The 26,750-nt window shown below is 45.2% G+C and carries 27 protein-coding genes and 1 tRNA gene; 17 read left to right on the top strand and 11 right to left on the bottom strand.

Going from position 1 to position 26,750, the window contains the following annotated elements; genetic code table 11:
• Positions 1–169 precede the first annotated feature (169 nt).
• Complete coding sequence (gene hflX, locus NC997_RS00965; protein WP_190528771.1) at positions 170–1,858, bottom strand: GTPase HflX; 1,689 nt, start codon at positions 1,856–1,858, stop codon at positions 170–172.
• A 125-nt stretch (positions 1,859–1,983) separates the two neighbouring features.
• Positions 1,984–2,406 carry a tetratricopeptide repeat protein gene (locus NC997_RS00960; RefSeq protein ID WP_190528668.1) on the bottom strand — a complete coding sequence of 141 codons (423 nt, stop codon included), beginning with the start codon at positions 2,404–2,406 and terminating at the stop codon, positions 1,984–1,986.
• Positions 2,407–2,461: 55 nt separating this feature from the next.
• Between NC997_RS00960 and NC997_RS00955 the strand changes: the two genes are divergently transcribed.
• The gene (locus NC997_RS00955; RefSeq protein ID WP_190528667.1) at positions 2,462–2,599 is read left to right on the top strand and encodes a hypothetical protein; all 138 of its coding nucleotides are present in this window, start codon (positions 2,462–2,464) and stop codon (positions 2,597–2,599) included.
• A 218-nt stretch (positions 2,600–2,817) separates the two neighbouring features.
• Here NC997_RS00955 and NC997_RS00950 read toward each other — a convergent pair whose 3' ends face one another.
• Complete coding sequence (locus NC997_RS00950) at positions 2,818–3,075, bottom strand: hypothetical protein (RefSeq protein WP_190528665.1); 258 nt, start codon at positions 3,073–3,075, stop codon at positions 2,818–2,820.
• Positions 3,076–3,224: 149 nt separating this feature from the next.
• Positions 3,225–4,202, bottom strand: a complete 978-nt coding sequence (gene cofG, locus NC997_RS00945) for a 7,8-didemethyl-8-hydroxy-5-deazariboflavin synthase subunit CofG (protein ID WP_190528663.1) — start codon at positions 4,200–4,202, stop codon at positions 3,225–3,227.
• A gap of 150 nt (positions 4,203–4,352) precedes the next feature.
• On the opposite strand from cofG, the gene NC997_RS00940 reads away from it, so the two are divergent.
• The 4 genes from NC997_RS00940 to NC997_RS00925 all read left to right on the top strand — a co-directional run bounded on the left by NC997_RS00940 (position 4,353) and on the right by NC997_RS00925 (position 8,405).
• Positions 4,353–7,295 (top strand): glycerol-3-phosphate acyltransferase, encoded by a 2,943-nt coding sequence (locus tag NC997_RS00940; RefSeq protein WP_190528660.1) that lies wholly within the window; start codon positions 4,353–4,355, stop codon positions 7,293–7,295.
• Positions 7,296–7,403: 108 nt separating this feature from the next.
• The gene (locus tag NC997_RS00935; RefSeq protein ID WP_347276141.1) at positions 7,404–7,667 is read left to right on the top strand and encodes a PEP-utilizing enzyme; all 264 of its coding nucleotides are present in this window, start codon (positions 7,404–7,406) and stop codon (positions 7,665–7,667) included.
• A gap of 46 nt (positions 7,668–7,713) precedes the next feature.
• Positions 7,714–8,001, top strand: a complete 288-nt coding sequence (locus NC997_RS00930) for a Ycf66 family protein (protein ID WP_190528656.1) — start codon at positions 7,714–7,716, stop codon at positions 7,999–8,001.
• A gap of 11 nt (positions 8,002–8,012) precedes the next feature.
• Positions 8,013–8,405: a hypothetical protein gene (locus NC997_RS00925; RefSeq protein ID WP_190528655.1), complete on the top strand. Its 393-nt coding sequence runs from the start codon at positions 8,013–8,015 to the stop codon at positions 8,403–8,405.
• Positions 8,406–8,416: 11 nt separating this feature from the next.
• On the opposite strand, the gene NC997_RS00920 is transcribed toward NC997_RS00925, so the two are convergent.
• A complete protein-coding gene (locus NC997_RS00920) occupies positions 8,417–9,295 on the bottom strand; it encodes a DUF72 domain-containing protein (protein WP_190528653.1) in 879 nt (292 codons plus the stop codon).
• A gap of 75 nt (positions 9,296–9,370) precedes the next feature.
• Here NC997_RS00920 and NC997_RS00915 point away from each other — a divergent pair, with 75 nt between their 5' ends.
• Entirely contained in the window at positions 9,371–9,883 is a 513-nt protein-coding gene (locus NC997_RS00915; protein ID WP_190528651.1) for a DUF393 domain-containing protein, read from the top strand.
• Positions 9,884–9,973: 90 nt separating this feature from the next.
• Positions 9,974–10,186 (top strand): hypothetical protein, encoded by a 213-nt coding sequence (locus NC997_RS00910; RefSeq protein ID WP_190528649.1) that lies wholly within the window; start codon positions 9,974–9,976, stop codon positions 10,184–10,186.
• Positions 10,187–10,404: 218 nt separating this feature from the next.
• Here NC997_RS00910 and NC997_RS00905 read toward each other — a convergent pair whose 3' ends face one another.
• The 5 genes from NC997_RS00905 to NC997_RS00885 all read right to left on the bottom strand — a co-directional run bounded on the left by NC997_RS00905 (position 10,405) and on the right by NC997_RS00885 (position 15,683).
• The gene (locus tag NC997_RS00905; protein ID WP_190528647.1) at positions 10,405–11,013 is read right to left on the bottom strand and encodes a Uma2 family endonuclease; all 609 of its coding nucleotides are present in this window, start codon (positions 11,011–11,013) and stop codon (positions 10,405–10,407) included.
• A gap of 299 nt (positions 11,014–11,312) precedes the next feature.
• A complete protein-coding gene (locus NC997_RS00900; protein ID WP_190528645.1) occupies positions 11,313–13,526 on the bottom strand; it encodes a nuclease domain-containing protein in 2,214 nt (737 codons plus the stop codon).
• Between the two features lie 3 nt (positions 13,527–13,529).
• The gene (locus tag NC997_RS00895; protein WP_190528643.1) at positions 13,530–15,245 is read right to left on the bottom strand and encodes an AAA family ATPase; all 1,716 of its coding nucleotides are present in this window, start codon (positions 15,243–15,245) and stop codon (positions 13,530–13,532) included.
• A 16-nt stretch (positions 15,246–15,261) separates the two neighbouring features.
• Positions 15,262–15,471 carry a type II toxin-antitoxin system HicB family antitoxin gene (locus tag NC997_RS00890; RefSeq protein WP_190528641.1) on the bottom strand — a complete coding sequence of 70 codons (210 nt, stop codon included), beginning with the start codon at positions 15,469–15,471 and terminating at the stop codon, positions 15,262–15,264.
• Positions 15,471–15,683: a type II toxin-antitoxin system HicA family toxin gene (locus NC997_RS00885; protein ID WP_190528639.1), complete on the bottom strand. Its 213-nt coding sequence runs from the start codon at positions 15,681–15,683 to the stop codon at positions 15,471–15,473. The genes NC997_RS00890 and NC997_RS00885 overlap by 1 nt, the downstream gene beginning before the upstream one ends.
• A gap of 41 nt (positions 15,684–15,724) precedes the next feature.
• On the opposite strand from NC997_RS00885, the gene NC997_RS00880 reads away from it, so the two are divergent.
• Both NC997_RS00880 and NC997_RS00875 read left to right on the top strand, forming a co-directional pair.
• Positions 15,725–15,895: a hypothetical protein gene (locus tag NC997_RS00880; protein WP_190528637.1), complete on the top strand. Its 171-nt coding sequence runs from the start codon at positions 15,725–15,727 to the stop codon at positions 15,893–15,895.
• A 98-nt stretch (positions 15,896–15,993) separates the two neighbouring features.
• Positions 15,994–17,709: an NAD(P)H-quinone oxidoreductase subunit 4 gene (locus NC997_RS00875; protein WP_190528635.1), complete on the top strand. Its 1,716-nt coding sequence runs from the start codon at positions 15,994–15,996 to the stop codon at positions 17,707–17,709.
• A 214-nt stretch (positions 17,710–17,923) separates the two neighbouring features.
• Here NC997_RS00875 and NC997_RS00870 read toward each other — a convergent pair.
• Positions 17,924–17,997: transfer RNA gene (locus NC997_RS00870), tRNA-Val, on the bottom strand.
• Positions 17,998–18,156: 159 nt separating this feature from the next.
• Between NC997_RS00870 and NC997_RS00865 the strand changes: the two genes are divergently transcribed.
• From NC997_RS00865 to NC997_RS00830, 8 genes are all read left to right on the top strand, one after another.
• A complete protein-coding gene (locus NC997_RS00865) occupies positions 18,157–18,660 on the top strand; it encodes a DNA recombination-mediator protein A (protein ID WP_190415828.1) in 504 nt (167 codons plus the stop codon).
• A gap of 51 nt (positions 18,661–18,711) precedes the next feature.
• Positions 18,712–19,122 (top strand): MAPEG family protein, encoded by a 411-nt coding sequence (locus tag NC997_RS00860; RefSeq protein ID WP_190430638.1) that lies wholly within the window; start codon positions 18,712–18,714, stop codon positions 19,120–19,122.
• Positions 19,123–19,165: 43 nt separating this feature from the next.
• Entirely contained in the window at positions 19,166–19,657 is a 492-nt protein-coding gene (locus NC997_RS00855) for a YajQ family cyclic di-GMP-binding protein (RefSeq protein WP_190528633.1), read from the top strand.
• Between the two features lie 173 nt (positions 19,658–19,830).
• Positions 19,831–20,310, top strand: a complete 480-nt coding sequence (locus NC997_RS00850; RefSeq protein ID WP_190415834.1) for a paraslipin — start codon at positions 19,831–19,833, stop codon at positions 20,308–20,310.
• A 95-nt stretch (positions 20,311–20,405) separates the two neighbouring features.
• On the top strand, positions 20,406–20,894 hold the full coding sequence (locus NC997_RS00845; RefSeq protein ID WP_190528631.1) for a DUF202 domain-containing protein: 489 nt from the start codon (positions 20,406–20,408) through the stop codon (positions 20,892–20,894).
• 579 nt (positions 20,895–21,473) lie between these two features.
• A complete protein-coding gene (locus tag NC997_RS00840) occupies positions 21,474–21,833 on the top strand; it encodes a response regulator (protein ID WP_190415835.1) in 360 nt (119 codons plus the stop codon).
• A 68-nt stretch (positions 21,834–21,901) separates the two neighbouring features.
• The gene (locus tag NC997_RS00835) at positions 21,902–22,360 is read left to right on the top strand and encodes a chemotaxis protein CheW (protein ID WP_190415837.1); all 459 of its coding nucleotides are present in this window, start codon (positions 21,902–21,904) and stop codon (positions 22,358–22,360) included.
• Positions 22,361–22,384: 24 nt separating this feature from the next.
• On the top strand, positions 22,385–26,704 hold the full coding sequence (locus NC997_RS00830; protein ID WP_190528629.1) for a PAS domain S-box protein: 4,320 nt from the start codon (positions 22,385–22,387) through the stop codon (positions 26,702–26,704).
• The last annotated feature ends 46 nt before the right edge of the window (positions 26,705–26,750 follow it).

The following is a 26,750-nucleotide window of genomic DNA, read 5'->3' as shown; positions in this document are numbered from 1 at the left end:
CGGTAGATAGTGTCTAGAGTACGGTAGTGGTTTTTACTGACTCTTTAAGAATATAGGGGCTTGCTTTATCAAAACTTCAAAAAGAAAATATGTAATTCTCCGCTAGAAAACAGAGCTAACGGAGAATTACGTAAGTTTTCACTTTTCGGAGAAGTTATTTTTAAGTGATCTACTCCTGTGCAACTGCATACTGAACCAGTTGACTCATGCGCTGGCGCAAGGTTTCTAAGCCGAGGCGCTGACTCGCTGAAATAAACACCGCTTGCGGAAATTCTTCCTGTGCCAGAACCAACGTATCGCCATCAACTTCGTCGATTTTATTAAACACAACCAGCACTGGGCCGGGTGTTATAGGCATTTCCGACAAGATAGTCATCACAGAACGAATCTGACTTTGCCACGCTGGATGAGATAAATCCACGACATGAAGCAGCGCGTCAGCTTCCGTCACTTCTTCTAAAGTGGCGCGAAAGGCATCTACCAAAGAAGGCGGCAACTCGTGAATAAATCCCACCGTATCTGTCAGCACAATCTGCTGAGGTTCAGCCGTCACAGCGTCAGGAATCGTTAAGCGTCGCGTGGTGGGGTCGAGAGTCGCAAATAGTTGGTCAGCCGTGTAAACTTCGGCATTTGTCAGTACATTCAATAGGGTTGACTTCCCAGCATTCGTATAGCCAACTAAAGCGAGGGAAGGAACTTCCTGATGTTGGCGCGAAAGTCGCAGCCGCGAACGGTGTGCTTGCAGCTGGTTCACTTCCTGTTGCAGTCGGGCAATGCGGCGCGCGATCGCACGGCGTTCGGTTTCCAATTTTGTTTCCCCTGGCCCTCTAGTGCCAATACCGCCGCCTAGTCGGGACATCGCTTGACCTCGACCTGTCAGGCGGGGCAGCATATATTCCAACTGAGCCAGTTCTACCTGCAACTTACCAGCACCGGATTGGGCGCGTTGGGCAAAGATATCCAAAATCACCTCAGTGCGGTCTACCACCCGGATGCCAGTTTGCACTTCCAGGTTGCGGACTTGTGCGGGTGAAAGGTCGCGGTCAAAGACGATTAGGTTCACTCCGAGAGTCTGGGCGGTGAGGGCAATTTCTTGTACTTTTCCTTCACCCACGACTGTCTGAGGATGGGGACGCGGGCGCTTCTGCTGCATTGTCTCCAATACTTGTCCGCCAGCCGTATCCACTAACCGCGCTAATTCTTGCAATCCGTCTTGGAACTGCTGGGGCGTCCTGTCACCCGTCATCAACCCGACCAGCAGCACCCGGTCGTGGTCGATGTCTACTTGTTGGGCAACAAATTCCCGTTGGAACTCGGCTTCTAGTCCATCGACCAGTTCCAGAAAGTCCTGGTTCGCCAGCACATCTAGGCTCATCGGCGGCGACAAACTCCAGGGAGTTTCGGGGTGAGGAACTAGGTGAGCAATATAAGTTTCTTTAATATAACCTGTAGCTCCGCCGCCACGACGCTCAAAACCTGTCCCAGTGAGGGATATCACCACTAGCGCATCCAGACGTTGCATTGCCATTGCAGTTAAGGCAGCTTCATTGGGTGCTTCTGGTTTCAACTGGGTGGCGATGCAGCGAATGCCGCTAAGTCGTTCTGCACCGTAGCGAGGCAATTCTAGAGGGGGAATCTGCGTTTGCCTGGGGGTTCCCACTCCTACCCGAATCACCTGTCCCCGGCGATTGATGTAAGCGCACATTGGCTGGTTAATTTCGGTGCTGATTGCTGCCAGCCTCTGGGCAAATTCTGGCGTAGTCAGACAATCGCCCGGTAGCCGTTGATGATACAGTCGCTGTAGCTGCTTCAGATGGCTGGACTTAAGACCTTGAAGATTGCCGTAGATAGTCTCGATAGGGGTTTTATGCCAGTAAACTGGCTCCTGAATTCGATAACTCTATTTTACTGACTTCATCCCTGATGAAAAGGAGCGGGCAAAGGGACTCTGGAAAGCGGCAATTACGAATGGACAATTACCCATTACCGATTACCCATTACCCATTTCTGAATAAGTTTTCGCCATAGTGGTGTCTTTGGGTTTCCCAAAGCTTTGTCGTAGCTCGCGTAAGTTTCTTTATACCGTCCCAATCCATGCAATGCTGCACCTCGGAACGTCCAAGCTTCTTTATCTTCTGGTGCAATTTCTAGCGCCTTGTCGCAGCTAGAGAGGGCTTCTTCGTAGCGGTTTAAGTGAATTAGCACAACGCCTCGAAATACCCAAGCAGCGTGGTCTGATGGTGCAAGTTCTACAGTTCGCTCGAAGCAGACCAGTGCTTCTTGATAGCGACCTAAGTTCGCTAGCGCTTCGCCTCGGTTGTACCAGATTTTGTGGTCGCTGGAGTCAACTCCCAGTGCTTGATCGATACTCGCGATCGCTTGCTCGTAGCGCCCTAATCTACGCATAGGTATTTTTACTCTAGAAACTTAGCTTCTGAATGAGTGAATCTATTGTACAAAAATGCGGTTAGTCGTCGAGGGGATGAATGGGAGCGATCGCGCTTTGCGGCGAGTAGGGATGCGACACATAGCGTTTTGCGTCGCACATTACACTTATCTACCTTTCACCAGTGACTCGGTTGCCATCAGTTTAACTTAGAAAATCAAAACTTTCGATGGCACTTTATATGCTTTCTAAGTAACTGGGTAAAACTAAATGTAACTTCTGAAAATCGTTCATCATTGATTGTTCGCTGTAATTTTTAATCCTCCTATAAACCATGAACAGTCCCACCCGTCAAGTTTATTTGTGCCCAGCAACTTATTTGCTAATTTAACCATTATTTTGTTAAGTAATCTACTGATAAAGCAAAAGAACTAGGCAATTGCACGAACTAGACGTATTAAAAAAGCTCCGATTATCCCCTTGACTAAAAATATTATCCAATCATTAGGTCGTTGAAAAGTTTCTGAGGCAACCTTATATCCAATTCCTGCCATTGCTCCCAAAATTACAAGCCTACCGAAATCTACTATTAATTGATTACGGTTATTACTTGTTGTTATTTCTCTAAATAAATTAGTTGTATCTACAATCAAAAAGTAACCAATACTTGAAAAAACTACTAAACCCACTAAATACTGCATATAAGTATATATTTTTTATGATTGCGACTCTATAACGTTCTTTATGTAAAATAATTATAAAGATAAATTTTAAAGGTTATGCCTGCGTTGATAGAGGGCGCGATCGCGCTTTAGGGTGAGTGAGGACGCGATCACTTCTATTTAATGCTCTCTTCTAATAACGTAGCACTCCGCCATTGATTGACGGCACTTTGCAACCTATCTGATAACCAATCATCATACTGAGGATAAACGGGCAATCGCGGCGCTAATTCCCAACCCGCAGGTTCTAAAATTTCTTTTAATTGATGATACTGAGGATGAGGATAATCCGGATTTACTTCATCTTTTGGGCCAATCCCTCCTAAATCTCTGGCACCGGCTTCTACACAGGCGAGTAACCAACCCGAATCTGGAACTAAATTGGGCGGGATTTGGATAGTAATATCTGGGGGGAGAATTTGACGGGCTTTGGCGATGACTTCTGGTAACTGATGGGGGTCAAAAGGTGGGGCGTCGAAGGTTTGTTGAGTGCCGGGGCTGTGGGGTTGGAGGATGACTTCTTGAATGTGATTATAGCGTTGATGGAGAAGCGCGATCGCTTCTAGGGTTTCCCACCAATCTTGCTCGGTTTCTCCAATTCCCAAAAGCAATCCAGTTGTAAAGGGAATTCGCAATTCTCCTGCCCACTCTAACTGTTGCAAACGTAATTCTGGGATTTTACTCGGAGCGTGTTTGTGAACGGTTTGCAAGAGCTGTGGTGTTAGCTGTTCTAACATTAACCCCATCGAAACATTAACCTCCTTCAGCTTTTGCATTTCCTCAAAGCTCAATGGCCCTGCATTAGTGTGAGGCAGAAATCCCATTGATAGCGCTAGTTCGCAAAGGTCATAAATGTGCTGAAACCATCCCTGACGGCGTGAGGAATGGGGATGCACTTCGCCGCTAAGGATGAGGATTTCGCAGACATTTTGAGACGCAAGCGATCGCAAGACTCTCTGGGCATCTGATAGGGTAAGCCAAGGACTTTTACCGGGATCGGTGCGAAAGTTGCAGTAACTACAGCGATTAAAACACTCGTAGGTGGGGACAACTGTGTAAGCGGGGCTGTAGGTGACAATGCGGGAAGATGACATAAATTTAGATTTTTAGCGCAACGGTACGCAAAGGTAAGCGCAAAGGAAAGACGCCATAAATGGGCATTTCGACAACTTTGCGAACTTCTGTTGCTCTTTGCGTTGAGAAACATTACTACAATTCATGTGTTGGTACTGCTACTCCCAGCCATGACTCTGACTCAAGTTTGGGGCGCTCTCCTCATTTTTATTGTCTGTCCTCTCTTGGGCGGATTGCCTCTCATTGCTTGGATTGTTCGCGCCCTGACTGGGCGGCGACTGGCAAGACTTGGCACGGGCAATGTGTCCGTCTCTGCTGCTTTCTACCACGGGGGACGCCTTGCGGGTATTTTGGCGGTGCTGTCGGAAGCTTCTAAGGGGATTGCTGCCGTTTTATTGGCGCGGAGTTTCTTTCCGACGAACCCCGAATGGGAGTTAATCGCGCTGATTGCGCTGGTGCTGGGGCGTTATTGGATGGGGCGGGGCGCTGGCACAACGAATGTTGTGTGGGGGATTGCGGTTCATGCTCCGCTGGTGGCAGTCTTAGTATTTGTAATTGGGGGAGTTAGTTTTACACTGGTGCGGGAGAGGAAACAGGGGCGCATTTTGGTTTTAATTTTGTTGCCCGTATTCATGGCGCTATTGCCCAATCACTCAACAGCGCAAGTTGTCGCCGCGATCGCTCTTAGTGGGATCATTGCCTGGATTTATCAGAAAATCCCCGATGATTTAAACCTTCCATCCGAACAAGCTCAAACTGGGAATAAAGCTGTGTTTCGTTTTTTCCGAGGTGATAAAGCGATTGTTTCTCTCGATCAAGCGCTAGAAGCCAGCAAGGTTGGACAAAAAGCCGCAACGTTATCTCATCTGAAACGCTGGGGTTATCCGGTGCCGATGGGCTGGGTGCTGACGCCTGGAGACGATCCAGGGGTGATGATTGAGTTTCTCCAAGTTTCCGAACAACAACCCCTCGCGGTGCGTTCTTCTGCTGTGGGGGAAGACTCGGAACAGTCTTCGGCGGCGGGACAGTACGCGACGATTTTGAATGTTACGAGTGCAGAAGCGTTGGAGGAGGCGATTACTCGCGTTCTTGCTTCTTACGATAACCCGGCAGCAAAGACTTATCGGCGCGATCGCAATTTGCCAGAAGCTTCAATGTCGGTGTTGATTCAAACACAAGTCCGGGGCGTCTTTTCTGGCGTTGCTTTTAGCCGAGATCCGATTGCCCAGCAAGGTAATGCAGTCGTGATTGAGGCATTACCAGGAGACGCGGTGCGGATTGTATCTGGGCAAGTGACGCCAGAGCAATATCGCGTGTTTGTGGACGATCTCCAGGCACAGGATGTCGCGTCTTTACCCGTGGAAGGTAGCGGCGATGTCCCTCCGGCGTTGATTCAGCAAGTCGCTTACTTAGCGCGGCAGTTAGAAAGTCAGTATCACGGCATTCCCCAAGATGTTGAATGGAGTTACGACGGGCAAACCCTGTGGTTGTTGCAATCGCGGACAATTACTACTCTGCAACCTATCTGGACGCGCAAGATTGCCGCTGAGGTGATTCCGGGGTTAATTCGTCCGCTGACGTGGTCGATTAATCGTCCTCTGACTTGCGGTGTTTGGGGAGAGATTTTTACTTTAGTTTTAGGCAAAGAAGCCGCTGGGTTAGATTTTAATGAAATGGCGACGTTGCACGCCTCTCGCGCCTACTTTAATGCAACCTTGTTGGGACAAACTTTCCGTCGTATGGGTTTACCGGCAGAAAGTTTAGAGTTTTTAACCAGAGGTGCTAAGTTCTCAAAACCCCCTCTGGCTTCTACGCTGCGAAACGTGCCGGGGTTACTGCGATTATGGGGGCGCGAATTGAGTTTAGAAAAGGATTTTGCACGGGATGATCGGCGTTTATTTACCCCAATTTTGGAACGGCGATCTGCTTATTTAGACGCGGGACTGGATTCTGCAAGTCAAAAGTCGGACGTGATCGCCCTTGTCTCTACCAGTCAACCTGCGGTACTGCTGGAACGGATAGATACTTTGTTAGAAGTGCTGAAACGGGCGACATATTACAGTATTCTCGCTCCGTTGAGTTTTGCGTTGCGACAAGCGCTGTTGAAAGCCAAGGATTCACAATTAGATAACAGCCAAACTCCGGAAGTGGCTTCATTGCGATCGCTCGAAGATATCGCACTAGATGCTCGGAAGTTACTTCCTCATTCGCTATCATCTCCTGAAAATTCATCCTCTTTCTTTACCCTGCTGGCTGAAATGCCAGATGGGCAAAGTATTCTAGAACAGTTCGAGCGATGGCTCGATCGTTATGGCTACTTGAGCGATGTGGCAACCGATATCGCAGTACCTACTTGGAAGGAAGATCCTCATGCGGTTCGGGAATTGTTGACGCAGTTTTTTGGGGAAACTGAACATAGGCAAAGAGAACTCAAAGAAAAGCCGGGATGGAAGGTTGATTTCGTGCAGCGACGGCTCAATTTGAAGGGTAAGGTTACAGATATCTATAGTCGTTTATTGGCAGAAGTGCGTTGGAATTTTGTAGCGTTAGAAAAGCTTTGGTTGAACTCAGGTTTACTATCTCAGTCAGGAGATATTTTCTTCTTAGAATTTCATGAAATTAGGCAAATCATTCAACAATCTGACCAACAATTAATCGACCGATTACCGCAGTTGGTGAAACAAAGGCGATCTCAACTGGAACAAGATAGTCAGATGGCGAGTGCGTCGCCTTTAGTCTACGGTAATGCGCCACCTTCTACATATTTCAACACCGCCAACCGGCAAATCAGTCAAAAGCAATTGCAAGGCATTGGTGCCAGTCCAGGGCAAGTAGAAGGGAAAGTCAAAGTTCTCCGCAGTTTACAAGCAATTCCAGATATTGACCGCGACACTATTTTAGTCGTGCCTTACACGGATTCTGGTTGGGCGGCGCTGCTGTCTCGCGTGGGTGGGTTAATTGCAGAAGTGGGAGGGCGTCTTTCTCACGGTGCGATTGTTGCCCGCGAGTATGGCATCCCAGCGGTGATGGACATCCACAATGCCACTCAGTTATTACAAGATGGTCAGCGAGTACGAATTGATGGTCAGCAGGGAACGGTGGAAATTTTGTGAGTTATAAGAACAATAGTCGTGAAAATTTATTGTTGAAAAATTCAGTATGGTTAACTTCGGTATCAACTCAGCCAGCATTCTTGGGATTGTACTAATACTGTTTGGCCTATTACTTATATCTTTAGAGCAATTCCAGATATTGACCGCGACACTATTTTAGTCGTGCCTTACACGGATTCTGGTTGGGCGGCGCTGCTGTCTCGCGTGGGTGGGTTAATTGCAGAAGTGGGAGGGCGTCTTTCTCACGGTGCGATTGTTGCCCGCGAGTATGGCATCCCAGCGGTGATGGACATCCACAATGCCACTCAGTTATTACAAGATGGTCAGCGAGTACGAATTGATGGTCAGCAGGGAACGGTGGAAATTTTGTGAGTTATAAGAACAATAGTCGTGAAAATTTATTGTTGAAAAATTCAGTATGGTTAACTTCGGTATCAACTCAGCCAGCATTCTTGGGATTGTACTAATACTGTTTGGCCTATTACTTATATCTTTAGGGTTATTGCTTCGCAGACCTTTTCGAGTTGAAAATCTAATTCAAGATAGTGTTCTGGCTTCAGTTTATTTACTGTGCGGATTGATTTTGTTTTTTCAGGGATGGCGACTCGATCCAATTTTACAGTTTGGTCAAATTCTACTAACTGTTTCCAGTATGTATTTGATTGCCAAAGATATATTCCGCCGTTCTTTAACTTCTAGAGGGTAAATTCATCTTTTATGAACAATCGCGCCAAATTCACTCTAGCCATCATCCTGGGTTTTTCGTTTTCTGGCATCCAAACATTGTGCTTAGACCAACACCGCTTTGCTAGCGCTCAAGCAAATGCAACGAACTGTCCTTCTTTTGCAGGAAAATGGTTAGTTCGAGTTAAAAATTCTAATCGAACTGTTCTGCAACGGATAACTAGAGAATACCCAAGTATCCAAGTTCGCTCTTGTTACTGGAGAGACACGAATAATCGAGTCGATGGCATCCAAGTTGGCCCATTTCCGACTCCGCAATCAGCAGGGTTATTTTACCAGAAGCTCACTGCTTCTAGAGTTCGTTCGACCGATGTAACCATTGTTCCTCCTAAACAAGTTCCAATCGTTAGACCGAGGAATCGGTAGATATAATTCTTTCAAAACAGACTTAGCTGGGTAGGCGGTACCTCAATCCCATTCCAGGGAAGGGGTGGAACGGGTGCGTTATGTTGTTCCAGCAACTGCTGAAAGTGACGGGCATTTCCGGGCGATCGCTCTTCTAGAGGACAATGGACAAAGAAGTAAATCTTTGTCCCCTGACGCAACCACCCATCTAGCAAACTCACCCACTCTTCCATAAAAGGCTGATTCACCGACTGCTCTGGATGGCTGATAAACCGGATTAAGCTAAAGGAAGCCGTGACAATCGGTTGCACAGGCACGTTGGGTTTTCGCGATTCTGGACACTCTTGAGAATTCGCCGATCCCGTGTAAACAGGGCGAGTATCCAGCAGTACCCGTCCCACACCCAACTGCTGCAAAAGCGCCGTCAGATGGCTGCTGTGGGGTTCTTTGAACCAGTCGGAATGACGAACTTCTAGCGCTAAAGGCGCTTCATTGCGAGGCCATGCTTCCAAAAAAGCGGTTAAGTCATCCAAATATGCCGGGGGATAGTTAGGCGGTAATTGGGCAAAAATGGGGCCAAGGCGACTCTCCTGAGGAGACGCTGCATTAACGCCTAAACCTTGCATCTGTTCTAAAAACTTTAATGCCTCTGGAATCGACGGTTGTAGCAAGCCATTGTGTGTCACATTCCGAGGCAACTTCAGGCAAAATTTAAACCCTGGTGGTGTTTCTTGTGCCCAACGCGCTACAGTATCGGCGTCAGGTACGGCATAGAAAGTCGTATTGCCTTCAACGGTCGTGAAACGCTGACTGTATAGGCGCAGAAAATCTTTGGAACGGCTTCCAGCCGGAAAAAGGTCGCCTATCCAGCCTTTATAACCCCAAACTGCACATCCCAGAAGAAAGCTCATATCTTTAAGTTTCTTTACAATATTAAGGTGTGCTTGTTCTCCTCATGTGAGGAATCCGTTAATTGAGAACCACCTATGTCCTCTTCTAAGACTCCGTTCCCCGAATCGCTTGAAGCCTCTACTCCACCTCAATCTTCTTCACCATCATGGCAAATAGAGTTGCTGTATGACGGTGAATGTCCCTTGTGCGTGCGAGAAGTCAATTTTTTGAGGAGACGGGATGCGGGTCGAGGTTTGGTGGCGTTTGTGGACATCGCAGGCGATCGCTATACCCCAGAAGCGCATGGCGGTGTTGACTTTGAAACGGCGATGGGGCGAATTCATGCCGTGCTTCCTGATGGCACAGTCGTCAAGAATGTGGAAGTCTTCCGCCGCGTCTATGAAATCTTGGGGATGGGGTGGATCTATGCGGTGACTAAATTGCCGATTATCGGTTCTATTGCGGATACGCTGTATGAAATTTGGGCTGATTGGCGACTCGCTCTGACTGGACGACCCGATTTAGCCATGATTGTTAGCAAGCGCCAGAAGCACATTGAGTGCGAGACGCAGGGGCGCTGTCGGCTAAATGACGATAATCAACCTTAGTCAATCAGAATAACCCAACTAAAGGAAGTTAACTGCACAAATAGGTCAAGCTAACCTAAAACTAGACTACTTTCGCTAGTAGGGAAAAAAATGCAAGACTCAGCATATATTATCTTCATTGTCTTTGCTTGTATCTGGATATTAATGGGAGCCGCTGCTGTGATTGCACTCCTCAAATCCGAGAATCAAGAGCTTCGGTTTGGCAAATGGGGACTGATAGTAGCTCTCCCGATCGTTATCCCGTTTATCCTGGCTCTGCTCTATCAAGTAGCAAGACCGTTTATTCTGAAATACCTTTTTTGAAAATTTGGGCTAAATCCTAACATTAATCTTGTGTTAGCTGGAAAAGTTGGGTGGAAATGAATAAGCGATCGCTAACAATCGCATTGAGGGCGAGACGCAGGGGCACTATTGACTAAATGATAAGGAAGATCGACCTCAATTAAAATAAGACTACTGGATCAAAATCTGAATTAGAATAAAAAGCTTTTTAGGATAATCAAGATTGACTGCCTGAATACTTACCCAGCATTAAAAAATTGCTTTGCAGTCACATTGAGTTCTGGAAACACCACCGACTCAACCCTTTCATTCTCTCGAAACAGCTTAATTTGATACTCACCATCTACTAACTGATAAATCGATAAAGTAGGCTGTTTAGGTGAACCAATATAACGGCTACCACCTAAACCCAAATAATCTACAATCCAATATTCACCAATGCCTAAGGCTTCATAGTCAATCATTTTGTGGGCATAATCATCGCGCCAATTTGTGCTGACAACTTCAACAACTAATTTTACAGAATCTCCCCTAGTAATAACTGACTCTTTTTCCCAGCGAGGCTCATTGGCTTCTACGAGTTGCTTATCTAATACAACCACATCTGGATCGTAGCCAAAGTTATCGCTAAATTTAATTGTACATTCCTTGGGAATAAAGTAAGGAAGTTGTAATCGCCTGATTTCTAAACCAAATTCGAGCGACTGAAAACCTGCGATCGCTGAATGTTTACCCGTTGGATTTGGCATTTCAACAATCACTCCGTTATGTAATTCATAGCGTCCGTTTTCGGGTTTCCATTCTAGAAACTCATCAAAATTTATTAACTTGGATATCGCTTGAGTCATGGTGAAGTCTCCAATACTCTACATTACCTTGATAGGATTCGATTCAATGCCTATACCTCGATACTAAGGGGAGCCGAAGCTCTTGCTCGCACTACTCAAATCGATAATCAAGAACTTCAATTTGGCAAATGGGGACTGATCGTGACTCTCCCGCTCGTTATCCCGTTCATCCTGGCTCTGCTCTATCAAGTAGCAAGCCATTTATTTTGAAATAGCTTTTTTGAAAATTTGGGATAATTTATAATATCAATCTTTTCTTAACTGAGAAAGTTGGGAAGGAATGAACAAGTGATCGCATTTTAAAACCCTATGTCCATAGGTTCTTCGTTACACATAATCGGTAATTCTTCTGAATCTACTGAAAGCTTACCACCGCAGACAGGACAATCATATAGCCATTTACCAGAATTGGGATTAGATTGTTTGTGAAAACTATCTTTGAATTTAAGAAGGCGATGATGGTTTCCTTGGCAGTGAGATACAACCCAAAAATCAGCACATTGTTTACAAGAACAGTAGAGTGCAGTTCTTCCCACATTGGGGTTGCCAGCTAAGACAGACTGAATAAGTTTTTTTTCTTCTATTCTCTTAGGTAGCCAGCTAGTCCGAACTTCAGTTCCATACTCAAGCTTATGTCCACAGGCAATGCAGACTGTTTTTAGGGAAGCGTGATATTGCAGTAAAAGCCGAATGATCTTTTTGATCTGCTTTTCTGTATCTCTTTTTGGTCTTAATGCAATTGCGCCATACTTATGACCACTATAACCAACTTTATCAGAATCAGAGCGATGCTCGCTTTTAGTAATTAAAGGATAACTTTTATAGTTTTGTCCATCTTTACCTCGTATCTCTCCTAGAGGATCTATGTCAAGATTGAGCTTTTTTTGAAGCGTCTGACTGAAAGGAACTTCCCCCCAATAATCAATTGATTCATCTGTTTGTAAAATAAAGCTAGCCGCCGAATTAAGAAGATGAAGATATTTGTCTCTTGCTACTCCAAGTACATCTCCAACGAAAGTTTCATAACCTTGGTGTTTATAGTTTTTATATTTAGCATCAAAGCAATATTGCTTAGGTTCTTCATCACCTATAGCTATCTCCATTCTTATATCTGGTTTTTTATCACGAAACGAAGTATCATACCAAAAATCAATTGTGAAACTCTGGCTATTATCAATATTCCCTTGAAGCTGAAACCTCTTATTAGTAGGAAGTTTAAGACCTTCGGGAGTGTTCTCTAACACTTCAAAAATAAAAGCCTCATTACCAGGAGGCTTCATGTTGGCATATAAAATAAATGCACTATATAACCTAACGAAGCACCAAAGCTCATATATTTCCCAAGTGGTACGGACTTGATCTTCATAAATGCACTTAAATAAATACAAAACTTTCTGAATTGGCTGAAGAACATTTCCTTTACAGTTAGAAAATTTAGTAAAGATAGAACCGTAAGCAGATGAGCCGCTTAAACGCAAAGACGGTGAGGGTAGTTCGCTGGGAGTATTAACTGTTTTTAGGAACGCCGAATCTCGTACTTGAGTTGCCCAGGTAGCACAATCCCGAAGCTGTGATATTTTGTCTTGAATGTGCTGCCTCCCTTCTTTCCTCTGCTTATTGAAGCATTGAGCTTTATTTTTAGACTGTTCTTTAAATTCCCTGAATTCTCTATCTCCTCTAGACTTCGGATTTGATTGAACAATTAGAGAATCATCAATAGTTTCTATATCTAATGATTCAAGGCTATCAGCTAGCCCATTGGCTAACTCTTTGAGATAAATATCTAGAACATAACAAATAAATTCATTTTCAGGGCATTGGGTAGATTCAACACGAGCAAATCCAAGTATTTTTTGCTTGGCTGGCTCCACTTTAGCTTTAATCAGAGATTGTGGAGAAAAGCTCGCCCTGTTTATACTAACTGGCTCTACTTGAGTAACGAAACTTTTTAAAGGGCGTTTTTTCAATACATTCCAATTATTTTTAACCACTTCTGCTAACTCCAATAAAGAAGTTGCAGTAGTTAATAAACCTTCGCCCGGATACCATTGCAGTCCAATACCTTCTATTCTGCAAGCTTCACCCTGACCTCCTTCAATCGATCTATATACACAACTTGCGGTAGAAAGTGCCAGTTGACCAATTTCTTTGATCATCTGGTCTAATTCTTGCTCAGTAACGTTGCTAGGAAATACTAAAAGTGTCGCTTCACAAAGAACACTATCTGTCTGGTCAAGTAGTAAGGCTGTTATGTACCCAGCACCCGTAACATTTTTCCTCTCCTCGAATGACATTTTTCGGGGTAATTCCCACTTATTACTGCTTCCAGCAACCTTATCCAGAAGAAACGGAGGAAACGGTTGACTTCGAGCCAGTACGACTCTGCCCTGATCTGCTCCCTGTACCCGAACACACCAGCGTTCATCGTATTGCCTTATATGCTGGATTCCATCTTCATTTTTCTCAAGTTCCCTTCCTTTACTGTCAATAAAGCAAAGTCTTGAAGAATTCATAGATTATGCCCAATAGTTAATATTCTGTCGTTGTTGGTCAGTCAGTTGTTTGTCTAAACTATCAATAATGTTCGCTGGATCATGTTTTTGATAGTATTCGAGCTGTTCTAACCACTCTCTAAATACAAGTTCTGTATCTTTGTTTCTAAAGAAGTAAACTCTAGGGATTACTTTAGTAAATAAGAAGTGAGCAAGACACTCATCGCTTGAAAGCCCCAGGATATGTGCAGCAGCGCTAAAAACTTTATAATCTCCTTTAGCTCTGTATCCTAGAGGTCTACCAAGTTTACCTTCACAAAAATATTTTTCATTCCATTCTTGAATAGTAGTCCACTCTGGTAGCCTATCAAAACTATCTATATTATCCTCAATGGGTTTTATGATGTCTAATATTCGCTTTTTCAAAGATTTAACCGAAATTAATCTTTGTTCGGTTTCCTGTAAATTGGAGATAGTCCCTACCTTTAGGTTAGCTGGAGGATAGGTAATTACAAATGAACGATCAATAAGTTTAGGACTCAAGTCATAGGTTGTTTCATCAGAATTTAAAGTGCCTAAGAATACCAGGTTGTTTGGAATCTTAAAAGTTGAGGCAGGATAATCTTCAAACAGTGTGTCTAATCTTTCAAGCCGTTGAATTTCCTTAAAATCCAATTTCTCCTCATGATTTCTATCTTGTAATTGTTTTCTTTCCTTTCCTAGAGCTTTCCAAATATCTCCAGAATATAAGAATAGCCCTTCCTCATCTGTATTTTCTTTACTTCGAGAGTATTCTAAAGTAGATAGTAAATCAGCACCATAGTTTTCTATTTTAGCTAGATTAAGCTCATCTAAACAAACTAGATGGAGTCTGTCTGGCTTTTTCTTAGCTTCATTAAGTGCGGTCAAAAAAGTAGCAGGACGAAAAATGTCGTTGATTGGATCGAAAAAGCCCAGTAAGTCCGAAGGATCGAGCCAAGCTGGACGAACAGGAATAATTTTAGATGTACCTCCAAGTAATCTAGCTGAATGCTTGACGATGCTAGTTTTACCGACACCTACGCTACCATTCAGGAGAATGAAACGACCTGAATATAATGCAGTTATTAATGCCAGTAAATAACTTTTTGCAATTTTTTCATTAACATACATTCCATTAAGGTTTAATATTTCTGCCCATTCTGTCCCTAAATTCTCAGGGATGGTAATTTCCTCATTTATTGCACTGCTTCTATTTTCAGATTGAGGTGGAATTTGAATTCCGTAAGGTTCTAAATAATTTAACTTAAAAGTGACTTCTTTCTCTCTTTCAGCAAGACTCTCTCGCTCTTGCTTCAGCTTTGTCAGTTCTTTTGCCAGCTCGTCACGCAGCTCATCTGCTATGTTTTTTCGGATTTCTTCAGCTAATCCATCTGCCTCTTTTTGGCTTACTTTTTTTACCTCTACCGCTTTTGGATCGCCAGGTTGCCCGTCTTTATCTGTTGCTCGTTCACCAGGTTTATGCCAACTAAATGTTACATAATCCTTATAAGGTATAAGTTCCCTATCTTCTACATCATGGGCAAAAGCAACAAACTCTTCAACTTTTGTTCCGTCTGTCAATGGAAGATTAGTAAATAAGGGCTTTATCTTGTAGTGTCCTATACCAAATTTTTTAATGATTTTTCCAGGAAGTCTCTCAGTTAGAAGTTGAAAAATTAACGGATTAGTCTTGAAAGGTTCATCTTGGCTAACTGTCATACGATTATCTGTTCCCTCAGCAAGCTTCGACATATTCACATAGAGTAGTTGGTTCGGGAATGGGTAAACCCTCTTCTCGCAAACCATCCAAATGAAACGCGATCGCTTCTTTTATCTGCTGTTCCATCTCTTCAAGAGTTGCGCCTGTTGCCACACATCCCGGTAAATCTGGAACATAAGCTGAATAGTTGCTCTCTAGCTTTTCAATCACAATTGCATAGCGCATTACTCTTGTTCTCCTGTTTCCTTCTCTTCCTTGAGTTGAGCTTGCGTCATTATGCTATTTAACGTGCCAGGTGCTAGATCGTCAGACGGTTTCCCTGCAATTGTGACTAAACCGGACTTAGTTGGATGCTTGAACTGACGATGGCTACCCCTAGTTCTTGCCAGATACCAACCATCTTCTTCTATTAGCTTAATCACTTCCCGAACTTTCATGCTGAGCCTCTAGCACCATTGCACCCTTTCATCCTGCCAAAATGCGATCGCGCCAATCCAATACAGTTGACAAAATCAGTAATTTGTGGTGTTGGAATGGGACGAAAGCGATCGCATCTTCCGAGTTAGGCTCCACGAGAAGAGAATGCGATCGCCTTGAATCTGCTGCCGCCGTCTACCATACGCTTAAGGTTCTTAACCTCTACCTATAGATCCGTCTATAGTGATCTACAAGAAAAATTTATAACCAAGTGTTTACAAAGTTTAATAAAATAATTACATACAGAAATAAGTATTTTTTCCTACTGCCATGATAGCGGATCAATTTCCTTGGCTTAGCGCGATTGTCCTGTTCCCACTCGTTGCTGCACTGCTGATCCCTTTTCTGCCGGATAAAGACGGCACGCGAGTGCGCTGGTATGCACTCGGCGTGGGGATCGCAGACTTTATATTGATGTGCTACGTCTTTTGGAAGCATTACGATCCAAGCAGCGCGACTTTTCAGCTTGTAGAGAAATATGCCTGGGTGCCTCATTTAGGCTTGAACTGGGCAGTTTCCATCGATGGAGTTTCAGCCCCGCTGGTGCTTCTGGCAGGATTAGTGACAACACTCTCCATGTTTGCGGCGTGGCAAGTCAATCTCAAACCCCACCTCTTCTATTTCCTGATGCTGGTGCTGTATTCCGCACAGGTTGGGGTATTCGTCGCCCAAGACGTGCTGCTGCTGTTCATTATGTGGGAAGTCGAACTAATTCCCGTCTACCTACTCGTCTCGATTTGGGGTGGTCAGAAGCGTCAGTACGCCGCGATGAAGTTCTTGCTCTATACCGCCGCCGCTTCCATCTTTATTCTGGTCGCTGGTCTGGCAATGGCATTCTACGGTGACAATCTAACCTTTGATATGGTCGAACTCGGCTTAAAAGATTACCCGCTGGCTTTAGAACTGCTGCTTTATGCAGGATTGCTTGTTGCCTTTGGTGTCAAATTAGCTGTTTTCCCCCTGCACACCTGGCTACCGGATGCACACGGCGAGGCATCCTCTCCCGTATCAATGGTACTCGCAGGCGTATTGCTAAAGATGGGCGGATACGGGTTGATTCGCCTCAATTTAGGACTTCTGCCTGATGCACACGTTTACTTTGCACCTGTTTTAGCGATTCTGGGCGTTGTCAATATTATCTACGGAGCCTTTAACTCCTTTGCCCAGACGAATATGAAGCGTCGCCTCGCCTATTCGTCGGTTTCTCACATGGGATTTGTTCTGTTGGGGATTGCGTCCTTCACCGACTTGGGAATCAACGGCGCAATGCTGCAAATGATTTCTCACGGTTTAATTGCATCATTACTATTCTTTTTAGCCGGAGTAACTTACGATCGCACTCACACGATGTCGATGAAAGAAATGGGCGGGATTGCTCAGGCAATGCCCACTGTGTTTGCCCTGTTTACAATGGGTGTGATGGCATCAGTGGCTCTACCAGGAATGAGCGGCTTTGCTAGCGAACTATCGGTGTTTGTCGGTGTCACGACAAGCGATATCTACAGCTCAACTTTCCGCACCGTGACCGTCTTTCTAGCCGCCGTGGGTGTTATCCTGACGCCGATTTATCTGCTATCGATGCTGCGACAGGTGTTTTACAATTCTGGTGAAGTACCGACCTGCGACATTGCACCGACCTGCGACATTACGGATGTAGATTTGCAGAATCAGGGAAATCAGGAGCCGGTTTGCTTTGGTACAAACTGTAGCTTACCTATCGATGCAGCATTTATCGATGCCAGACCTCGTGAAGTGTTTATTGCTGCTTGCTTTCTGGTGCTGATTATCGGTCTTGGCGTATACCCGAATATGGGTATGCAAATGTACGATGTCAAAACTGTTGCAGTGAATGCTCAGGTTCGCCAATCTTATACCCAAATTGCAGCCATGAATCCCCAGATTTATGCGGGAGGATTTTTAGTTCCGAAGGTTGCAGAGTCGGAAGTAAAGCCTGTTTTGGGAATCGTGGAGCGCTATCCAAGGTAAGCGCCGCATGAATAATCCTTTGGTAGCCGATTGTAGGGGCGTTTTGCTCCCACCGAGAGGGTTATCAGCTACCAAGGTGTTTTTTTGGCTGCGCTTGTCGGCTCAAATGCGATCGCCTTTACCTCTGTAGTTCGTTAAAAGTGACACTAATTTGTTATTAGTGTCAAATAATGTGGCAATCGACAGCCACCTATAGCGGCACCAAAAAAAATAATGGACACAACTGGATTCGAACCAGTGACCCCCACGATGTCAACGTGGTGCTCTAACCAACTGAGCTATGCGTCCGTCCGACGATTTATAAATATAGCATAGCTTTTTATAAAAGTGCAAATAATTCTCGCTAACCAATGGAACTTAGAACTAGGCAACTAAGATGCAGAAACTCCATCGCTGTTGTCATCCGGGTCTGATAAAATAGCGAGGTTGTTCAGACAGAAATCGTCATTGAGCCAATCCATTGACATTCCTAAGCTTGATGCCTTAGCACAAGAACTGGCGACTATCCAGCAAACAGGTTCCAAACGGATTGCCCTGCTGGGGTCGCGTCACGTTCCGATCACCCATCAAAATCTCATTGAGATGATGAGCTATGCCTTGGTTTTAACCGGGAATCGACTCATCACCTCTGGTGCTACCGGAACCAATTTTGCCGCCATCCGAGGGGCGATGCGAGCCGATTCTAGCCTGCTGACTGTAATTTTGCCCCAAAGCTTAGAGCGTCAGCCACGGGAATCGCGGGAGCAGTTGGAACAGGTAATGCATTTGGTAGAAAATCCCGAAAACGACAATTTATCGCTGGCTGAAGCCAGCGCTCTATGCAATCAAGAGATAGTTTCTCGGTGTCAGCAGCTAATCTGTTTTGCGTTTCACGACAGCCACACCCTGCTCAAAACTTGTCAGGATGCGGAAGAACAACGCAAAGTGGTGACTCTGTTCTACTTTGATTAAAAAGACGCGATGCATTAAGAGCGCTACCGCTGGCGTCTCTACAATAAAGCTATGATCCCAGTACCTGCTATTCTGCTCGACTGCATTGCCGCAGCCGCTGTTCTGATTTATATCCCCTTTTTGGTGGTGGGTTACGCCCGTGTGACTGTGGGGTATGACACGGCGGCTCCGCGAGCCATGTTTGATAAGCTGCCTCCCTACGGACAACGAGCCACTTGGGCGCACCAAAACTCGTTTGAAGCATTTATGATATTTGCGGCGGCAGCCCTGATGGCTTATGTGACAGGTGTAGATTCGCCCTTGGCAGCGATCGCTGCGATCGCCTTCGTTGTTGCCCGGTCATTATACTCCGTTTTTTATATTCTCAATGTCCCAATCGCGCGATCGCTAATGTTCGGCATCGGTACCCTGAGCAGTAGCACCTTATTTGTCCTCAGCCTACTTTCTGCCAATAGCAATTAGCGATTTTTCTAATATCAATTTAGCCAACCACTAACGATTCTTTATGGCTTCTACATACTCTTTTGATATTGTCAGCGATTTTGACCGGCAAGAATTGGTCAATGCCGTAGACCAAACTGAGCGGGAAATAAAAAGCCGCTTCGACCTCAAAGACACTAAAACTACCCTTGAATTAGGCGACGACGTTATTACAATTAGCACCGATAGCGAATTTACCTTGGATGCTGTTCATACCATCCTGCAAATTAAATCCGCCAAGCGCAACCTTAGCTTGAAAATCTTTGATTATGGCAAACCTGAATCAGCGGGTGGTAATCGCATTCGGCAGGAAATCAAACTGCGTAAAGGACTCAGCCAGGAAATTGCTAAACAAATCACCAAACTAATTCGGGACGAAATTAAAAAAGTGCAACCCTCAATTCAAGGTGATGCCGTGCGAGTTTCTGCTAAATCCAAAGATGACTTGCAACTGGTAATTCAACGCTTGAAGCAGGAAGATTATCCGGTTGCTTTGCAATTTAATAACTATCGCTAAACGGTTTTTAAACGCAAAGAACGCGGAGGTTTTGCAAAAATATGCAAAATTTTGGTTATTCTCTGCATTTTTGGAGTGGTTAAAACTTAAGGTGAACAGTGCCCTTGAGTTAACATCATTCTAAAAATAAAAGCCCAATTGCTTTGTGAAAATATCCCAGCAAGACAATACAGATGAAGTTATTCCTTGCTGCTCTTGGTGCAGTCATCATTGGTTACGTGCTGGGATACTCTGTCAAAATTATCCGTCAAAGTAATGAAGCCTTAGTAGAGCGCTTGGGTCGATACCATCGAACGCTGAAACCAGGTATCCACTTTATCTTGCCTTGGCTCGATACGATTGTCTATCAGAATACAACCCGCGAACAGGTTTTGAAAATTGAGCGCCAGCCAGCGATCGCAAAAGATAATGTGTCCCTGGAAGTCGATGCAATTGTGTATTGGCGCATCCTAAATTTAGAACGCACTTATTACACTGTTGAAAATATTGAGATAGCGTTAAAAAACTTGGTTATCTCTATCCTGCGCTCTGAAATTGGTCGAATTAAGCTAGAGCAAGCGGTTCATTCTAGAAGCGAAATCGCTCAAACTTTATTGCAGCAATTAAATGAGGCGGTTGCGAATTGGGGGATCAAGATTACCCGTGTCCAATAGGATATTGCTTTTTTAGAAAAATACTGGAGCCTCTGAAATTGGGAAAGCTGCTGAAATTAAGACTAGAACCTGCTAATGTCTGAGCCAGAGGAGAAATGGATAAACAACGAAAAATCGACCGCCAGCGAGAGCATCAAGCCAATGAGCGGACATTTCTGGCTTGGTTGCGTACCTCAATTGCATTGATTGGATTTGGGTTTGCTTTAGCTCGCTTTGGTTTATTTCTACAGCAACTGCAAACCGCCGTCACAGGTCAGGATAGCACTTCTCACTCGTTCATCAGTTCCCAGAGCCTTGGCATCAGTCTGGTGGTTGCTGGCATTGTCCTAATTGCCTTTGCTGCATGGCGCTACAACCAGGTTTTTTGGCAAATTGAGCGTAGCGATTATCAGGCAAATCGTCTGTTTGTCTGGATAACGGCTGGAGTGGTGATGATTTTAGGTGTCCTCAGTATCCCTGTCCTCCTCTGGCGACAGCTACCCGTTCCTCATACTCCCTCTTCTAGCAAAAGTGGTAAAGTTTATCGCCAGCTTAAGCAGCCTGCTGCCTCTTTTGCACAAACTGTAAAGCATCAAAATTTTTAGAAAAAGTGCCTTTCTTTTTATTTGCATCAAAAAAGTGAATCAAAATTATTTGAAAATCGTAAAGTTTGTTTTTGAAAGTCTAAAAAACTTTACTTTGAATTAAGGAGCTTGAAAATCAGGGTTGGCGAAATCCTGCAATTTTATTTATGTGTTTTATAATTTTAAGGGTATCAAGCTGATAACTTAATTAAGTTTTCAGCATTCAATAGATGTGATGGGATATTTAACTACGAGTTTGGATTATTTTTAAGTCGGTGATTCAAATCACATCTAGGCATACAAGAACCAGATGAGATGCGGGTTTTAAACTCTTGATTTAACGTGATTTGGTGCAGAAAAGCTTAGTTTGCATCGCTGCGAATTCTATTTGAACCGGCTCTGGTGCAAGATGTAAATTGAAGCAACAAATATTTAACAATACAGCTAAATTTCTTGGGACGGAAACGAACTTTGGCAAGGTTTATTTTTCAGTAAATGAGAACAATATTAAAAGATGTTTCGGTGAAAATACTGAGGCTTTTTGAGCGGGAATAGACTCAGATAGAATCGAGTTAACAATAAATACTTGTGAGGGTTGCGATGTCGAGAGTATTAGTCGTCGATGATGTGCCGACTGAACTAGAGATGATTTGCCGAATTTTACAAGAAGCGGGGATGGAAGTGGTGAGAGCGAGTGATGGAGAGGAAGCGATCGCTCGCATCCAGGAGAAGCCACCCGACCTCGTGATATTGGATGTGGTCATGCCACGAATGAACGGATTTGAAGTGGTGCGGGAGTTACGAGAGAACGAGGAAACCAAACACTTACCTGTCGTGTTTTGTACGCAAAAAAATACAGAGATTGATAAAGCTTGGGGAATCGAGCTGGGAGCCGATGCTTATGTAAGTAAGCCACTTGAGGCGAAACAGTTTATTAATCTGGTACGACGCCTTCTCTAAGAATTAAAAATTAAAAATTAAAAATTAATCAATAATTATAATTTTTAATTTTACATTTTTAATTGTTTATGCCTCGCCAATTCGTTCTCTTTGGTCAAGACAAGAGCCTGTTTGCAGTCGAACTAACGGCAGTCAGAGAAGTGCTGGTTTTGGGCGATCAAACCATTACCGCTGTTCCGAATACGCTTCCTTTTTTATTGGGTTTAACCAATCTGCGAGGGGAAATTCTGGCAGTAGCAGATTTTGGTCGGTTCATGGGTGCCGACCCTGTGGAAAGTCACGAAGCTCGGAGTCGGATTTTAGTCGTAGAAGCGCCCGACCCGCGCGATATCAATCTCCCATCGATGCGGATGGGATTAGCAGTTTCTCATGTCGAGGGTGTGCTATCTCTCGATCCCGATCAAATTGTCTCGGCAGCAGAGGTGAGTGAGGAACTGGCTCCTTTTTTGCGAGGCTTATATGACTGTCAGGGACGCTTACTCATGATTGTGGATGTAGAAGCGATCGCGCATTCGGATCGCTGGTAAATCATAGATTGCCGGAGCCATAAGATGGAAAGTTCATATCAGCCGATAGAGGTGCCTCAGTCTTCCGACCTCATCGGGACACTTCAATCCTTTTCTAAAAAAGCCACTATAGCAGTCATTGCAATCGGTTGTGCGGTACTACTAGGTTGGATGTTTAACATTCCCATCCTGAAAAGCATCTTGCCAGGTCTGGTAACGATGAAAGCAAACGCAGCGGTGTGTTTTATCCTCAGCGGTACATCGTTGTGGTTGTGGCACCGTTATCCCGCTGACGAGTCGAAGCGCCGCTTGGGACAATGGTTTGCCGGGATCGTTATGGTCGTCGGTTTGCTCACGCTGATGCAGTATGTTCTGGGGTGGGATTTCGGCATTGACCAACTTCTGTTCAAGGCGTCGTCAGACACCTTTGGCACTTCCTCCCCTGGTCGGATGGCTCCCAATACTGCCCTTAATTTTTTGATGTTGGGGGTGGCTCTACTGCTGTTTCTCGGCCCCTATATTAATTATCAAGCCGCTCAAATTCTTAGCTTAGCGGCATTCTCAGTCGCCTTGCTGGGGGTACTGGGCTACCTTTATGGTGTGAAATCCCTTTATGGGATTAGCTCTTACACCCAAATGGCCTTGCACGCAGCAGTGGGATTTGCGCTTCTTAGCACCGGCATTCTGTTTGCTCGTCCAGATCGAGGGGTGATGGCAGTTGTCACCAGTCAGAATGCAGGGGGTATGATGGCGAGGCGGATGTCACCGGCTGTACTTGGAATTCCGCCACTTTTAGGTTGGATAATCTTAGCCGGGTACCGGGCGAAGTCTTTGGAAACCGAGATCGCCATCTCGGTTTTAGGTAGCTTGAATATTATTGTTTTTGCCGTTCTGATTTGGTGGAATTCTCGAAACCTGAATGGCATTGATATCAAACGCCAGCGCGCAGAAACGGAACTTCGCACCCTGAATCAAGAACTCGAACAACGCATTGATGAGCGCACGGCAGAATTAACGGAAGCGAATCAAGAACGCGATCGCTTCTTTACTCTCTCTCTTGACCTGCTGTGTATTATCGGATTTGACGGCACTTTTAAGCGCCTCAATCCTTCATGGACAAGAATCCTGGGCTTCGCGGTCGAGGAACTTTTGGCTCAACCGTTTATTGAGTTTATCCATCCAGATGACCGAGACAAGAGCTTAGCCGAAGCCGAAAAACTGACTATTGGTTCGCAGGTACTGTATTTTGAAAATCGCTATAGGTGTAAGGATGGCTCCTACCGATGGTTGGCATGGACTGCGAACGCGGCGACTGATAATCAAGTCATGTACTGCATTGCCCGTGACATCACCTCCAGCAAGCAGGCGGAAGCCGAACTTAGGGAAAGTCAAGAACGCCTAGAGGCAATCATCGACAATTACACTGCTGTCATCTATCTCAAAGATTTGGAAGGTCGTTACATTCTGGTCAACCGCCAGTATGAAATCCTGTTCCACAAAACTAAAGAGCAGGTTGTCGGCAAGACTGACTATGATTTCTTCCCGAAAGAGATGGCTGATGCCTTCCGGGCTAACGATCGCAAGGTAATTGAAACCGGAATCTCTTTAGAAATGGAAGAGATTGTGGGTCAAGACGATGGACTCCACGCCTACCTTTCCACGAAGTTTCTCTTAAAGAATTCTACTGGCGCGGCCTACGCCCTCTGTGGGATTTCCACCGACATTAGCGATCGCAAGCGGACAGAAGAAGCATTGCAGCAACAGGTGCAGATGCTGGATTTAGCCAATGACACCATCGTGCTTCGGGATCTCGACGATCGCATCGCTTACTGGAATCAAGGCGCAGAAAGACTCTACGGCTGGGCAAAGGAAGAAACCGTAGGACAATACATCCACGCATTTTTAAAAACCATCTTTCCCCAACCCGTCGAGGAAATTAAAGCCGCGTGTCTGCGGGATGGACGTTGGGAAGGAGAACTCATCCACACCAAGCGCGATGGGACACAGATCGTTGTCGCGAGTCGCTGGACATTGCAACGGGAGGAATCCGGTCAGCCCAAAGCAATCCTAGAAATCAACAATGACATTACTGAGCGCAAAGCTGCTGAGGAAACCATCCGTCAGAACGAGGAAAGGTATCGCTCATTGATCGCCGCCACCTCGCAGATAGTCTGGGCGACAGACGCCCAAGGACAAGTGGTTGATATGCCAGCTTGGAGAGCGTTTACAGGTCAAAGCGAGGAACAAGTGAAAGGCTGGGGATGGTTAGACGCCGTGCATCCAGAAGATCGCGATCCCACTGCTCGTATTTGGAATAAAGCCCTTGAAACGAAGAGTCTCTATCAGGTTGAGTATCGTATCCGAGCCGCAGATGGCAGCTATGGATACTTCTGGGTTCGCGGGATTCCCGTCTTAGCAGAAGATGGTAGTATCCGCGAGTGGGTTGGCGTCTGCACCGACATTAGCGATCGCAAACAAGCGGAAGCAGATTTACAGAGAACAGCAGCAGATTTGGCTCGTTCCTCGGCTGAACTTCGGCAGCAAACCAGTATCTTGCAATTAGTCCTCAACAGCATGGGTGAGGCAGTCATCGTCGCCGATGAAACCGGAAAGTTTTTACTGTTCAACCCCGCTGCGGAGAAAATGTTCGGATTGGGTTCAGGAGATGCCCCCCCCGATCGATGGTCAACGCAGTATGGCTTGTTTTTGCCCGATACCGTGACCGTTTACCCAACCGCAGATTTACCGATGACAAAGGCAATCCGAGGCGAAGCTGTTGACGACGTAGAGATGTTTACCCGTCATGCTGGTATACCAGAAGGTTTGTGGGCAAAAATTAACGGCAGACCGCTGAAAGACGACAACGGTGTCCTCAAAGGCGGGGCGATTGTTTGTCGCAACATCACCAGCGACAAGCAAGCCCAAGAACGTTTACAACAACTCGCGAAGGAGCAGGAACGCCTGCTGCAAGAACTGAAAAACCGGCAAAATGCCCTTGATGAATCGGCGATTGTCAGCGAAACCGACTTAAAAGGAACCATTACCTATGCTAACGAGCGGTTCTGCCAAATCTCTGGATACACCCAGGAAGAACTAATGGGGCAAAACCATCGCATCGTTAACTCTGGCTACCACCCAAAATCCTTTTTCCAAGACTTCTGGGCTACGGTTTATCGGGGCGGTGTGTGGAAAGGAGAAATCAAAAATAAGCGCAAAGATGGTTCTTTGTATTGGGTTGACACTACAGTGTCCCCAATCTTTGACACTAATGGCAATATCATCAAATATATCGGGATTCGCTTCGACATTACCCAGCAAAAAGAAGCGGCTGATAGACTTATCAAATTAGCAGAAGAGCGAAAAATTGAGGCAGATTCTCTAACTCAACAAGTCGTCAAGCTTTTGGGTGAAATTAAAGGTGCAGCCAAGGGAGATTTAACGGTTAAAGCTCAAGTCACCAATGACATCTTAGGAGCATTAGCAGACTCTTTCAACTACCTTGTCACCTCTTTACGGAAAGTGGTCATTAATATCCAAGATGCAGCAGCACAAGCTAATCAAGCTACAACTGCATCGATTGGTAACACTAACGAACTCGCACAGCAAGCTCGCACCCAAGCCTTGCAAATTGAGTCCACCTTAAAACAAATTGAGCGGATGCTCAACTCGATTAAAGATGTCTCAGATGCTGCAAAACGAGCCGAACAAGTGGCACAGCAAGCCGCTACCACAGCAGAAATGGGAGGGCAAGCGGTAGACCGCACGGTTGATGGAATTAACGAACTCCGCCAAACGATTGCCGAAACTTCAAAAATGATGAAACGTCTAGGCGAAGGGTCGCAACAAATTGGCAAAATTGTAACATCTATTTCTCAAATTGCTTCTCAAACAAACTTGCTGGCATTGAATGCCACAATTGAGGCAGCACGCGCCGGAGAACAAGGGCAAGGCTTCGCAGTCGTAGCGGAGGAAGTTCGCAAGCTCGCAGAACGTTCTGCTTCAGCAACCGAAGAAATATCGGAGATTGTGAAAACAATTCAAGATGAAATTAGTCGGGTGATGAGGGCAATGGAATCCGGTACTCAACAAGTTGTTGAAGGAACGCACATTGCCGCAGCTGCCAAGACGAATCTGATTGCGATTATTGAAGTCAGCCGCGAAATTAATGCTTTGGTACAAAACATTACTCGTGCTGCTCAAAAACAGACAATTTCGGCAGAAGAAATTGCAGGCAGTGTGAAGCAGGTGAACGCTATTTCTACCAACACTGCCCAAAAAGCGGAAGACGTAACGAATTCACTTGGTGGGTTAGCTGTTGTCGTGAATAAACTCCAAAGTTCAGTGACAAACTTCCGTTCGCAATAAGCAGTCAAGGATTCAGAACCTCACTCCAGCACCCCTTATCGCTTTT

The organism is Trichocoleus sp. DQ-A2, from assembly GCF_039961915.1.
GTDB lineage: Bacteria > Cyanobacteriota > Cyanobacteriia > Cyanobacteriales > FACHB-T130 > FACHB-T130.
Note: the sequence above shows the minus strand (reverse complement) of the source record. Positions and strands in the feature narration are given on the sequence as shown.

Coding starts and splice junctions, on each gene's coding strand:
- NC997_RS00960 (WP_190528668.1), bottom strand. CDS start 2,406: ATGCGTAGATTAGGGCGCTACGAGCAAGCGATCGCGAGTATCGATCAA.
- NC997_RS00955 (WP_190528667.1), top strand. CDS start 2,462: ATGCGGTTAGTCGTCGAGGGGATGAATGGGAGCGATCGCGCTTTGCGG.
- cofG (WP_190528663.1), bottom strand. CDS start 4,202: ATGTCATCTTCCCGCATTGTCACCTACAGCCCCGCTTACACAGTTGTC.
- NC997_RS00940 (WP_190528660.1), top strand. CDS start 4,353: ATGACTCTGACTCAAGTTTGGGGCGCTCTCCTCATTTTTATTGTCTGT.
- NC997_RS00930 (WP_190528656.1), top strand. CDS start 7,714: ATGGTTAACTTCGGTATCAACTCAGCCAGCATTCTTGGGATTGTACTA.
- NC997_RS00925 (WP_190528655.1), top strand. CDS start 8,013: ATGAACAATCGCGCCAAATTCACTCTAGCCATCATCCTGGGTTTTTCG.
- NC997_RS00920 (WP_190528653.1), bottom strand. CDS start 9,295: ATGAGCTTTCTTCTGGGATGTGCAGTTTGGGGTTATAAAGGCTGGATA.
- NC997_RS00915 (WP_190528651.1), top strand. CDS start 9,371: ATGTCCTCTTCTAAGACTCCGTTCCCCGAATCGCTTGAAGCCTCTACT.
- NC997_RS00910 (WP_190528649.1), top strand. CDS start 9,974: ATGCAAGACTCAGCATATATTATCTTCATTGTCTTTGCTTGTATCTGG.
- NC997_RS00905 (WP_190528647.1), bottom strand. CDS start 11,013: ATGACTCAAGCGATATCCAAGTTAATAAATTTTGATGAGTTTCTAGAA.
- NC997_RS00900 (WP_190528645.1), bottom strand. CDS start 13,526: ATGAATTCTTCAAGACTTTGCTTTATTGACAGTAAAGGAAGGGAACTT.
- NC997_RS00895 (WP_190528643.1), bottom strand. CDS start 15,245: ATGACAGTTAGCCAAGATGAACCTTTCAAGACTAATCCGTTAATTTTT.
- NC997_RS00890 (WP_190528641.1), bottom strand. CDS start 15,471: ATGCGCTATGCAATTGTGATTGAAAAGCTAGAGAGCAACTATTCAGCT.
- NC997_RS00885 (WP_190528639.1), bottom strand. CDS start 15,683: ATGAAAGTTCGGGAAGTGATTAAGCTAATAGAAGAAGATGGTTGGTAT.
- NC997_RS00880 (WP_190528637.1), top strand. CDS start 15,725: ATGCGATCGCGCCAATCCAATACAGTTGACAAAATCAGTAATTTGTGG.
- NC997_RS00875 (WP_190528635.1), top strand. CDS start 15,994: ATGATAGCGGATCAATTTCCTTGGCTTAGCGCGATTGTCCTGTTCCCA.
- NC997_RS00860 (WP_190430638.1), top strand. CDS start 18,712: ATGATCCCAGTACCTGCTATTCTGCTCGACTGCATTGCCGCAGCCGCT.
- NC997_RS00855 (WP_190528633.1), top strand. CDS start 19,166: ATGGCTTCTACATACTCTTTTGATATTGTCAGCGATTTTGACCGGCAA.
- NC997_RS00850 (WP_190415834.1), top strand. CDS start 19,831: ATGAAGTTATTCCTTGCTGCTCTTGGTGCAGTCATCATTGGTTACGTG.
- NC997_RS00845 (WP_190528631.1), top strand. CDS start 20,406: ATGGATAAACAACGAAAAATCGACCGCCAGCGAGAGCATCAAGCCAAT.
- NC997_RS00840 (WP_190415835.1), top strand. CDS start 21,474: ATGTCGAGAGTATTAGTCGTCGATGATGTGCCGACTGAACTAGAGATG.
- NC997_RS00835 (WP_190415837.1), top strand. CDS start 21,902: ATGCCTCGCCAATTCGTTCTCTTTGGTCAAGACAAGAGCCTGTTTGCA.
- NC997_RS00830 (WP_190528629.1), top strand. CDS start 22,385: ATGGAAAGTTCATATCAGCCGATAGAGGTGCCTCAGTCTTCCGACCTC.